Here is a 10806-nt window from a genome sequence, read left to right as displayed (position 1 = left end):
ACAGTATAAATAATAGAAAAAGTCAGAATTTTGATATGAATCGGGATTGCACGAATCAGTATTAATCCCTTAGGAGAAGGGAACGCAGCCCGGCGGCCTTGTTTTCGATCTCCTGCCACTCCTGCTCAGGATCGGAGCCGCTGACGATGCCCGCCCCCGCATAAAGACGCAGCGCAGCGTTGTGAACGCGGGCGGAGCGTAATGCCACACAGAATTCGCTCTGATCGCGCGATAAATAGCCCGCCGAACCGGCGTACCACTCCCGGTCAAACGGCTCGACTTTCGCAATAAATTCTCGGGCCGCCTGTCGCGGCAGCCCGGCCACCGCCGCCGTCGGTTGCAAAATATGCAGACACTGTTCGTCGTCAGGCTGTTTAAGTTCGGTCCAGATACAGCGGCGTAAATGCTGCACCTTGCGCAGACGCAGCACCTGCGCAGGCAGGATCTCCAGCGTCCGGGTATGGTGCTGAAGACGCTGGCAGATATCTTCCACCACCAGCATATTTTCCCGCTGATTTTTATCGTCGTTCATCAGCCAGTCGCCCAGACGCTGGGCCTGCTTATCGTCAGAATGGCTGGCGACGGTGCCTGCCAGCGCTTCAGTGCGCAGCAGCGTGCCGCGTCGCCGCCACAGGCGCTCGGGCGTCGAGCCGAGGAAGGCATTGCTGGCGTCAAAGACCATACAAAAATGATAGCAGTTGAGGTTTAGCGCGCGGCTTGCAGCCATCAGCGCGATGGCGTTCACGGGCTGCTGGCACTGAACGTCTGTAGCACGTGCGAGCACCACTTTCTCAAAATCACCGCGAGCAAGGGTATCCGTCGCCTGACGAATCAACGCCAGCCAGTCCGGTTTTTCCGGATGATGGGTTTCCTGCACAATCTGCACGGACAACGGGCGGATCGGCGCGGCGTCGCGCAGGTTATCGACAAAATTCAGCGCCTCACGGGCATCTTCCCGCAGCGACGTTTCGCTCCACAGTTGCAGACGCAGCGTGGCGACCCCGCCAGACCGTCGCCAGAGAAGGCGCGGTAAAAACAGCTTGCCCTGCGCCGGGTTGAAGGCGTTCAGGCCGCAGATACGGGTGTCATTGGCTACGTCATGGGCATGCAAAAACCGCGAGGCCGAAGCCAGAGAATCAAACTGGGCGAGGCTTCCGAGCGCGGCAAGTTCTTCATCGCCGCTGCGCTGTTGCCAGTAAAACTGAGGATAGCATCGCTGCACACCCAGCCAGGCCAGCGGATCGAAGGCGTCGTTTAACGGGAAAGAGACATCGAAATGGCGTAAACCGGGTATAGCAGGCAATGCTTGCGCAAGCTGAGTGCGCAGGCTTTGCAGCGCGAGGAAAATCGAGTGCACGCGAACCTCTCCCTGTTAAAGCCTTATATTATACGGGGTACTGACGATAAATAGCAGTACCCACGTGTAGGGAGTGGTTTACCGGCTTAACGACGGGCTAACAGCAGACCCAGCACCAGCCCTACGGCCGCACCGACCCCAATGCCCTGCCACGGTTTTTCATGCACATAATCGTCGGCACGATAAACCGCCTGTTTGGCGCGGTAGTAATAATTGTCGGAGGCGTTACTGACGCGGTTTTTCACGTCATGCAGCGCCTGCTCGGCGCGGGCTTTGAGCTCAATGTACTTCTGATCGGCAGGATCGCCTGAAGAGCGCAGCACTTCTTCCAGCGTTTCGCTTAGCAGCGTCAGGTCGTCGTCGACTCGGGTATCCCAGGATTGAAATGACATTTTTTTCTCCATGTTAGTACACCAGTCCGGTAACTATAGACAACGTCTTGCTATTGCGCCTGTTTCGCTTCGCGTGCCATGCCGATGTGTGGGATGCCATCTTCGTCGTAAATGTCCGTGACCGGGGTAAAACCAAAATGGCCATAGAATGATTGCAAATGCGCCTGCGCGCCCAGGTATAACGCCTTGTCCGGCCACTGTTTCTGGCATGCGTCCAGCGTTTTTTCCATCAGCTGATAGCCCAGCTTTTCACCGCGCGCGCGGCCACTGATAATGACGCGCCCAATGACGACAGGGTCAAATTCCTCTTCGCTTTTCAGAATCCTCGCATACGCCACCAGCTCGTTATCGCGCCAGCCGAGGATGTGCCGGTTCTCGCCGACCAGGTCATCGCCGTCGATATCCTGATACGGGCAGGTTTGTTCAACCACGAAGACTTCACAGCGCAGTTTGAGCAGGGCGTAGAGTGACTGCACGGTCAGTTCGCTGTGGTGTAGATCTTGCCACTGGATCATGTGTTTCTCCTTCCTGGGGTTCATCACGTTATACTAAACCCCTTCCCATTCGGCAAAGGGCTGATTGCGTTATGGAACTGATTTTTCTGGGTACGTCCGCCGGGGTGCCAACCCGCTCACGAAACGTGACGGCGATTCTGCTGGATCTTAAGCATCCTACCCGCGGTGGGCTGTGGCTGTTTGACTGCGGCGAGGGTACGCAGCATCAGCTGCTGCATACCTCATACCACCCGGGGAAAGTGGATAAAATATTTATCACCCATCTACACGGCGACCATCTGTTTGGCCTGCCGGGCCTGCTGTGTAGCCGTTCGATGGCCGGTAACGCTAACCCGCTGACCATTTATGGCCCCGCGGGTATTCAGGAATTCGTTGAAACCACGCTGCGCCTGAGCGGCTCGTGGACCGATTATCCGCTGGAGGTGTTAGAGATCGGCGAGGGTCTGGTGTTCGATGACGGAGATTACCTGGTGCGCGCTTACCCGCTTAACCATCCGGTGGAATGCTACGGCTATCGCGTTGAGGAGCATGACAAGCCCGGGGCGCTGAACGCCGCCGCGTTGCAGGCCGATGGAGTGAAACCTGGCCCGCTGTTCCAGCGTCTGAAGCACGGCGAGACCGTCACGCTGGAAGACGGGCGCGTCATCAACGGTCAGGATTACCTCGCCCCACCGCAGCCGGGCAAAAAACTGGCTATTTTTGGGGATACCGCCCCCTGCTCTTCGGCGCTCAGGCTTGCCAGAGGTGTAGATGTGATGGTGCATGAGGCGACGCTGGAAGCGGCGATGGAAGAAAAAGCCAACAGCCGGGGGCACAGCTCAACGCGTCAGGCGGCGCAGCTGGCGCGTGAGGCTGGCGTCCGAAAACTGATTGTTACTCACGTCAGCTCACGCTATGACGTCCGCGGCGCTGAAAGCCTGCTGGCAGAGTGTCGGGAAGTATTTCCGGCATGCGAGCTGGCGGAAGATTTTGCTCAGGTCAGCGTTTAGTCCTTCATTTTTCCCTCAGCGTGCCGATAACGATTAAAAGGCCAGCATTTCTCTTGAGGGTAGAATGGATAATTTCCAGAAAGATATTGATGACAGGGCGAACCTGACCCTGTCCAACCGTTTTGAACTGTTGCTGTTCCGTCTTGGCACCTCTCTGAACGAAAATAAATCCGAGCTGTTCGGCATCAACGTGTTCAAATTGCGCGAAATTGTGCCGATGCCGACCTTCACCAAACCGGCGGGAATGAAGTCTCCGCTGATGGGGATGGTGAACATTCGCGACCAGGTGATCCCGGTGATCGATCTGGCCGCCGTCGCCGGCTGCAAGCCAGCCACCGGGCTGAACATCCTGCTGATCACCGAATATGCCCGCAGCGTGCAGGCGTTTGCTGTGGAATCGGTGGAAAACATCATGCGTCTGGACTGGAAGCAGGTGCATGCTGCGGAAACTGCCGTCAGCGGTCGCTACATTACCAGCATTGCCTGCCTGGACGAGAAGACGGATACCAACGATCTGGCGATGGTGCTGGACGTGGAGCAGATCCTGTACGACATCACCCCGGCGAACCACGATCTGCACGCCACCCATCTGGAAACCACCAAATTTAACATCAAGCCTGGCTCTGTCGCGATTGTTGCAGAAGATTCGAAAGTGGCGCGCTCAATGCTGGAGAAGGGATTGCAGGCGATGGAGATCCCGGCCCAGCTGCATATCACCGGCAAAGACGCGTGGGAGAAAATCACTCAGTTGGCCGCGCAGGCTCAGGCTGAGGGCGTCCCCGTTACCGATAAGATTGCCCTGGTATTGACCGACCTCGAAATGCCGGAGATGGACGGCTTTACGCTGACGCGCAAAATCAAAACCGACCCGGTACTGAAAGATATTCCGGTGGTGATCCACTCGTCTCTTTCCGGCAACGCGAACGAAGATCATATTCGCAAAGTGAAGGCGGACGGCTATGTGGCGAAGTTTGAGCTAAATGAGCTATCGTCGGTGATTGAAGAGGTGCTGGACCGCTCGATGAAGAAGATTGAAGGGCCGCTTATAAGCAGGAAGCAGTTAGCTTAGTCGGGTGGCGCTTCGCTTACCCGACCTACAAGACCCGTAGGCCCTGCAAGCGTAGCGCCCTGGGCATATTTTACTCTGTGCGGGCTGGTGCCCTCACCCCGGCCCTCTCCCACGGGGAGAGGGAGAAAACAATAAAAAACCCGCCGAGGCGGGTTTTTTATTTTTACATCAGCGGCATCGCTCGCTGCACGATATCAATCAGCGGCTGCGGATAGATACCGAAGATCAGCACCAGCAGCGCGGAGATTAGCACCACGATACCGCCGGCGCTGTACTGCCAGTTGGACGGCGCATCGCGGTTGAGCTGCTGAGGCGCGCTCAGGTACAGGCTCACCGCTACGCGCAGGTAGTAGTAGAGACCAATCGCGGAGCCGATAACGACACCCGCCGTCAGCCACCACAGACCCGCCTGCACACCGACGGCCAGCACGTAGAACTTACCGATAAAGCCCAGCGTCATCGGGATACCCGCCAGAGAGAGCATCATCACGGTCATTACCGCAGACAGAATCGGACGGTGCCAGAACAGTCCACGGTAGGAGAACAGGGAATCTGCATCCGGGCCACGGTACGGGCTGGACATCAGGCTCACCACGCCGAACGCGCCGAGGCTGCTGAACAGGTAACCGGCCAGATACACACCCACGGTTTCCATCGACATCTCACCGCTTTGCAGCGCAATCAGCGCCACCAGCAGGTAACCCAGATGGGAGATAGAGGAGTAGCCCAGCAGACGCTTGATGTTGGTCTGGCTCAGCGCCATCAGGTTACCGAAGATGATAGAAACGAACGCGATAATGCCCAGCACCACGCGAACCGCTTCGCTGTCACCCACCGGGGCGTACAGGAACAGACGCATAACCACGCCGAAGATAGCGATTTTACTCGCCGTCGCCAGGAAGGTAGAGACCGGTGCAGGCGCACCCTGGTAGACGTCTGGCGTCCACAGGTGGAACGGAACCAGAGAGAGTTTAAAGCCAAGGCCAACAATCATCATGCCCAGACCCGCCAGCAGCAGCGGCTCATGCATCATGCCGTCGCCGAGGCTCTTACCGATGGCCAGGAAGGAGAGGTTACCCGTCTGTGCATACAGCAGCGCGATACCGAACAGCAGGAACGACGACGCGGCAGCAGACAGAATGGTGTACTTGATAGCCGCTTCCAGAGAGCGCTTCTGACGGAAGGCGTAACCAATCAGGCCGAACAGCGGCAGTGAGATCAACTCAATACCAAGGAACAGCGCGGCCATGTGGTTCGCGTTCGCCAGCAGAATGCCGCCCAGTGCAGCAATCAGTACCAGCAGGTAAAACTCTTCTTTGTTGTCGTTGTATCCTTCGAGCCACGGGTACGCAAAGGTACAGGTTGCCAGGCTCGCCAGCAGCACCAGACCGGTGTAGAGCATGGCGTAGCCGTCAACGCGCATCAGCGGCGTGACGTCCATCGCTCCCGCCTGGCCAACAAACCAGAGGGAGACTAACGCAGCGTTCAGACCCAGAACGGACAGGGTCGCATTCAGGAAGTGATTGCGTCGCCACGCAATGGAGAGCATCACAACCACCACCGTCAATCCGACGATCAGCAGCGGTAGCAGCGCGATCAGTTGTTGTGGAGTTATTGTCATGGCGAATTACGGCCTTGTAGTAGAAGCAGAATTAACAAACCACTGCTGGATGTTACCCATCGCGGAGTGCGAGGTATCCAGAATCGGCTGCGGATAGAAGCCCAACAGCACCAGCAGTACGACCAGCAGCAGGATGATGAACAGCTCTCGCAGCGACATCCCCGGCAATTCTTGTGCAGCAATTTCACTCTTCGCTTTACCGAAGTAAGCGCGGTGCAGCATCGCCAGCGAGTACACGGAGGCAAACACCAGACCAAAGGTGGAGATGACGGTGATCGTCGGTACCACGTTGAAGCTGCCGAACAGGATCATAAACTCGCCGACGAAGTTACCGGTACCCGGCATACCCAGAGTCGCCACCGCGAAGAACATGGAGAGCGCCGGCAGCCATTTCATTTTGCCCCACAGACCGCCCATCATACGCATGTCGCGGGTATGGAGACGTTCGTACAGCTGACCACACAGGATGAAGAGACCGGCAGCGGACAGGCCGTGCGCAATCATCTGGATAACCGCGCCCTGGTACGCCAGCTGGCTGCCGGTGTAGATGGCAATCAGCACGAAGCCCATGTGGGAAACGGAGGTGTAAGCAATCAGACGTTTGATGTCGTACTGCGTGAAGGCCATCCATGCACCGTAGAAGATACCGATCACGCCCAGCCACATGGCAATCGGCGCGAACTCTGCGGAGGCGTTCGGGAACAGCGGCAGGGAGAAACGCAGCAGACCGTAAGCCGCGGTTTTCAGCAAGATGCCCGCCAGGTCAACGGAACCTGCCGTTGGCGCCTGAGAGTGCGCGTCTGGCAGCCAGCCATGCAGCGGAACCACCGGCATTTTAACCGCGAAGGCGATAAAGAAGCCCAGCATCAGCAGGTATTCCACGCCGTGGGACATCGGGGTCTTCAGCAGGTCTTCGTAGTTGAAGGTCCAGACACCGGTCGCGTTGTAATGCACAAACACCAGCGCCAGGATGGCAATCAGCATCACCAGACCACTCGCCTGGGTATAGATGAAGAACTTGGTGGCCGCCGTGATACGCGTTTTACCGTCGGATGCCTTGTGACCCCACAGCGCGATCAGGAAGTACATCGGCACCAGCATCATCTCCCAGAAGAAGAAGAACAGGAACATGTCGATGGCCAGGAACACGCCGATCACGCCGCCCAGGATCCACATCAGGTTCAGGTGGAAGAAGCCCTGGTATTTTTCGATTTCTCGCCAGGAGCAAAGTACCGCCAGAACGCCGAGCAGACCGGTCAGCACCACCATCAGCAGCGACAGACCGTCAATCGCGAGGTGGATCGTGATACCGAAACGTGGGATCCACGGCAGGATAAACTCAGACTGCCACTGCGGAAGGCCCGCAGACTGGGTCAGTGAGTAGCCACCCTGCAACCACAGTTGCAGGCCAAGCGCGAGCGTCAATCCCATGGTGATCAGCGCGATCCAGCGCGGCATCTTCACGCCAAAGCGTTCGGTCTGCCAGCACAGGAAGCCGCCGATGAAGGGAATTAATATTAGCCAGGGTAGTAACATGGCGATTTACATTCCTTTTTAAGGCCCCCAGCAGGGGCCTGATTTTCAACGAATCGAATAAAATTCACTTTACGATCAACGCAACACCATCAGCAGCGCCAGCACGACAACCGCACCGATGCTCATGGACGCCACATACCAGCGCAGATAACCGTTCTCGCTAAACAGCAGGCCTTTACCTGCAAAGCGAGAGAGGATCGCCGGGATATTCATCAGGCTGTTCAGTGGATCGCGCTTCAGCAGCCACGCAATGCCCAGGAACGGCTTCACGAAGATCATGTCGTACAGCCAGTCGAAGCCCCACGCGTTGTACCACCAGGTGCCCAGCAGACGGCCCGGCGCGCTGTTGGCAACGGCAGTTACCAGCGTGCGTTTGCCCAGCCACAGCCATGCGGCAATCAGGATGCCCGCTATAGCCACTACGCCGGAGGTGATTTCAAGCGTCAGAACGCGACCGTGCTCAAGCTCGGTTGTTGCCGGCAGTACACCCTGCAACGGTGGCACAATCATCGCGCCAACGAAGGTGGACAGGACCAGCAGAACAATCAGCGGCAGGTGGTGGGTAATCCCCTTCCCTGCGTGAGCGTGAATTTGTTCTTTACCGTGGAAGACGATGAAAATCATACGGAAGGTGTACAGGGAGGTCATGAACGCACCGACCAGACCCGCAACCATCAGATTGATATGACCATTCGCCATGGCGCCCGCAAGGATTTCGTCCTTACTGAAGAAGCCCGCGGTAATCAGCGGCAGTGCCGCCAGCGCCGCGCCGCCCACCAGGAAGCAGACATAGACCAGCGGGATGGACTTACGCAGTCCGCCCATTTTGAAGATGTTCTGCTCGTGGTGGCAGGCCAGGATCACCGAACCGGATGAGAGGAACAGCAGCGCTTTAAAGAACGCGTGCGTCATCAGGTGGAAAATGGCTGCGTCCCACGCCTGAACGCCCAGCGCCAGGAACATGTAACCAATCTGGCTCATGGTGGAGTACGCGAGAACGCGTTTGATGTCGGTCTGCACCAGCGCGGCAAAGCCTGCCAGCACCAGCGTAACCGCACCGACAATACCCACCAGATGCAGAATTTCCGGGGTCATCAGGAACAGGCCATGGGTACGCGCAATCAGGTAGACACCGGCGGTAACCATGGTCGCGGCGTGGATCAGCGCGGAGACAGGGGTTGGACCCGCCATCGCGTCGGCCAGCCATGTCTGCAACGGCAGCTGCGCGGATTTACCCACGGCGCCACCCAGCAGCATCAGCGTTGCCCACCACAGCATGTTGTTGCCTGCTTCGAAGTGCGCCGGCGCCAGTTCCACCATTTCGCGGAAGTTCAGCGTGCCCAGTTCGTTGTAGAGAATGAACAGCGCGAAAGCGAGGAAGACGTCACCCACGCGGGTCACGACGAACGCTTTCATGGCCGCTGCGCCATTCTTCGGATCGGTGTAGTAGAAACCGATCAGCAGGTAAGAGCACAGACCCACGCCTTCCCAGCCCAGATACATCAGCAGCAGGTTATCGGCCAGCACCAGAACCACCATGCTGGCGATAAACAGGTTGGTGTAGGCGAAGAAGCGGGAGTATCCCTCTTCACCGCGCATGTACCAGGAGGCGAACATGTGGATCAGGAAGCCGACGCCGGTGACCACGGAGAGCATGGTCAGAGACAGACCATCCAGCACCAGGTTGAAACCGATGTTGAAGTTACCGACCGACATCCAGTTCCACAGCGGTACGCTGTAGGCCTGACGTCCATTGTTAAAGAAGTCGATACCCGCATACGCTGTGACCAGCGCAGCCAGGCCGATAGAGCCAATGCCCACGGTGGCAGACAGATTCTCAGACCAGCGGCCGCGAGAAAACGCCAGCAGCACGAAGCCAATCAGCGGAAAAATAATGGTTAAGGCAAGCATGTTCATCCACGCAACTCACTTACTGAATCGATGTTCAGGTTCTGGCGGCGACGATGGAGCTGTAGCAACAGCGCCAGGCCAATACTCGCTTCAGCAGCCGCGAGGCTGATGGCGAGAATGTACATCACCTGACCATCGGTCTGGCCCCAGTAGCTGCCGGCGACCACAAAGGCCAGCGCGGAAGCGTTGATCATGATTTCCAGACCGATCAGCATAAACAGCAGATTGCGGCGGATAACCAGACCGGTTAAGCCCAGAACGAATAAAATCGCAGCGAGGATCAGTCCATGTGTTAAGGGGATCATGCGCGTTCCTCCGTTTTTCTTTTCGCGCGGTCGTCAGTGCGGTTGCTCAGCACCTCGCCGACACGCTCTTCGCGGCCAACGTGGAAGGCCACAACCAGACCCGCCAGCAGCAGCATCGAGGCCAGCTCAACCGCCAGAACGTACGGACCAAACAGGGTGATACCCACGGCTTTCGCGCTGATTGGCGTCCCGTCGATACCCTGGTCGTTGACGCCCAGAATGGCGTAAACAATCACCGCCAGCATGATGGCCGACAGAATCGCCGGGCCAATCCACACCTGCGGTTTTAACCACTGACGTTCCTGCTCAATTTCAGAGCCGCCCAGGTTGAGCATCATCACCACGAACACGAACAGCACCATGATGGCCCCGGCGTAGACGATGATTTCCAGCGCACCGGCGAAGTGCGCGCCCAGCGCAAAGAACACCCCGGAAATAGCCAGCAGCGAGATGATTAAATACAGCAGCGCATGCACCGGATTGGTGTGCGTGATCACTCGCAGCGTAGCCAGGATGGCGATAAGGCCACAGATATAAAAAGCGAATTCCATTGCCCTCTCCTTACGGTAACAGGCTCTTGACGTCGATAGGCTTGGCTTCGTTCTCTGCTTCGCCCTTATCTTTGCCGTCGATTGCCATACCCGCCATCCGGTAGAAGTTATATTCCGGGTATTTGCCCGGACCGGAAATCAGCAGATCCTCTTTCTCGTACACCAGGTCCTGACGCTTGTACTCACCCAGCTCAAAGTCTGGAGTCAGCTGAATCGCCGTGGTTGGGCACGCTTCTTCACACAGACCGCAGAAAATGCAGCGTGAGAAGTTGATGCGGAAGAACTCAGGATACCAGCGGCCGTCTACCGTCTCTGCTTTTTGCAGAGAGATACAGCCCACCGGACACGCTACCGCACACAGGTTACAGGCAACGCAACGCTCGGAACCGTCCGGGTCGCGCGTCAGCACGATACGTCCACGGTAGCGCGGCGGCAGATATACCGGCTCTTCCGGGTACATCCGGGTTTCGCGTTTGGCAAACGCATGCAGGCCGATCATCCAGATACTGCGTACCTGGGTGCCGAAACCTACCAATAATTCTTTTAAGGTCATGATCTCA

The 10806-nt window shown here is 57.4% G+C and carries 11 protein-coding genes; 2 read left to right on the top strand and 9 right to left on the bottom strand.

Annotation, left to right across the window (positions count from 1 at the left end):
- Positions 1 to 61: 61 nt before the first annotated feature.
- The 3 genes from menF to ACOTXL_RS04550 all read right to left on the bottom strand — a co-directional run bounded on the left by menF (position 62) and on the right by ACOTXL_RS04550 (position 2264).
- A complete protein-coding gene (menF, locus tag ACOTXL_RS04560) occupies positions 62 to 1357 on the bottom strand; it encodes an isochorismate synthase MenF (protein WP_003859458.1) in 1296 nt (431 codons plus the stop codon).
- An 86-nt stretch (positions 1358 to 1443) separates the two neighbouring features.
- Positions 1444 to 1749, bottom strand: coding sequence for a stress response protein ElaB (gene elaB / locus ACOTXL_RS04555; RefSeq protein ID WP_017693006.1), 306 nt, complete (start codon positions 1747 to 1749; stop codon positions 1444 to 1446).
- A 50-nt stretch (positions 1750 to 1799) separates the two neighbouring features.
- Positions 1800 to 2264: a GNAT family N-acetyltransferase gene (locus ACOTXL_RS04550; protein WP_023314583.1), complete on the bottom strand. Its 465-nt coding sequence runs from the start codon at positions 2262 to 2264 to the stop codon at positions 1800 to 1802.
- A gap of 71 nt (positions 2265 to 2335) precedes the next feature.
- Between ACOTXL_RS04550 and rbn the strand changes: the two genes are divergently transcribed.
- Both rbn and ACOTXL_RS04540 read left to right on the top strand, forming a co-directional pair.
- Positions 2336 to 3253 (top strand): ribonuclease BN, encoded by a 918-nt coding sequence (rbn, locus tag ACOTXL_RS04545; protein WP_045350226.1) that lies wholly within the window; start codon positions 2336 to 2338, stop codon positions 3251 to 3253.
- Positions 3254 to 3317: 64 nt separating this feature from the next.
- Positions 3318 to 4322 carry a chemotaxis protein gene (locus tag ACOTXL_RS04540; protein WP_003859465.1) on the top strand — a complete coding sequence of 335 codons (1005 nt, stop codon included), beginning with the start codon at positions 3318 to 3320 and terminating at the stop codon, positions 4320 to 4322.
- 163 nt (positions 4323 to 4485) lie between these two features.
- On the opposite strand, the gene nuoN is transcribed toward ACOTXL_RS04540, so the two are convergent.
- From nuoN to nuoI, 6 genes are all read right to left on the bottom strand, one after another.
- Positions 4486 to 5943 carry an NADH-quinone oxidoreductase subunit NuoN gene (nuoN, locus tag ACOTXL_RS04535; RefSeq protein WP_003861500.1) on the bottom strand — a complete coding sequence of 486 codons (1458 nt, stop codon included), beginning with the start codon at positions 5941 to 5943 and terminating at the stop codon, positions 4486 to 4488.
- Between the two features lie 6 nt (positions 5944 to 5949).
- Positions 5950 to 7479 carry an NADH-quinone oxidoreductase subunit M gene (nuoM, locus tag ACOTXL_RS04530; protein ID WP_003861498.1) on the bottom strand — a complete coding sequence of 510 codons (1530 nt, stop codon included), beginning with the start codon at positions 7477 to 7479 and terminating at the stop codon, positions 5950 to 5952.
- 75 nt (positions 7480 to 7554) lie between these two features.
- Complete coding sequence (gene nuoL, locus ACOTXL_RS04525) at positions 7555 to 9396, bottom strand: NADH-quinone oxidoreductase subunit L (protein ID WP_003861497.1); 1842 nt, start codon at positions 9394 to 9396, stop codon at positions 7555 to 7557.
- The gene (gene nuoK / locus ACOTXL_RS04520) at positions 9393 to 9695 is read right to left on the bottom strand and encodes an NADH-quinone oxidoreductase subunit NuoK (RefSeq protein ID WP_003861496.1); all 303 of its coding nucleotides are present in this window, start codon (positions 9693 to 9695) and stop codon (positions 9393 to 9395) included. The genes nuoL and nuoK overlap by 4 nt, the downstream gene beginning before the upstream one ends.
- Positions 9692 to 10246 carry an NADH-quinone oxidoreductase subunit J gene (gene nuoJ, locus ACOTXL_RS04515; protein ID WP_003861493.1) on the bottom strand — a complete coding sequence of 185 codons (555 nt, stop codon included), beginning with the start codon at positions 10244 to 10246 and terminating at the stop codon, positions 9692 to 9694. The genes nuoK and nuoJ overlap by 4 nt, the downstream gene beginning before the upstream one ends.
- A 10-nt stretch (positions 10247 to 10256) precedes the next feature.
- Positions 10257 to 10799: an NADH-quinone oxidoreductase subunit NuoI gene (gene nuoI / locus ACOTXL_RS04510; RefSeq protein WP_003861491.1), complete on the bottom strand. Its 543-nt coding sequence runs from the start codon at positions 10797 to 10799 to the stop codon at positions 10257 to 10259.
- Between the last annotated feature and the right edge of the window lie 7 nt (positions 10800 to 10806).

The sequence above is a fragment of the Enterobacter cloacae complex sp. IR5402 genome (assembly GCF_049238125.1).
Lineage (GTDB): Bacteria > Pseudomonadota > Gammaproteobacteria > Enterobacterales > Enterobacteriaceae > Enterobacter > Enterobacter hormaechei_C.
Note: the sequence above shows the minus strand (reverse complement) of the source record. Positions and strands in the feature narration are given on the sequence as shown.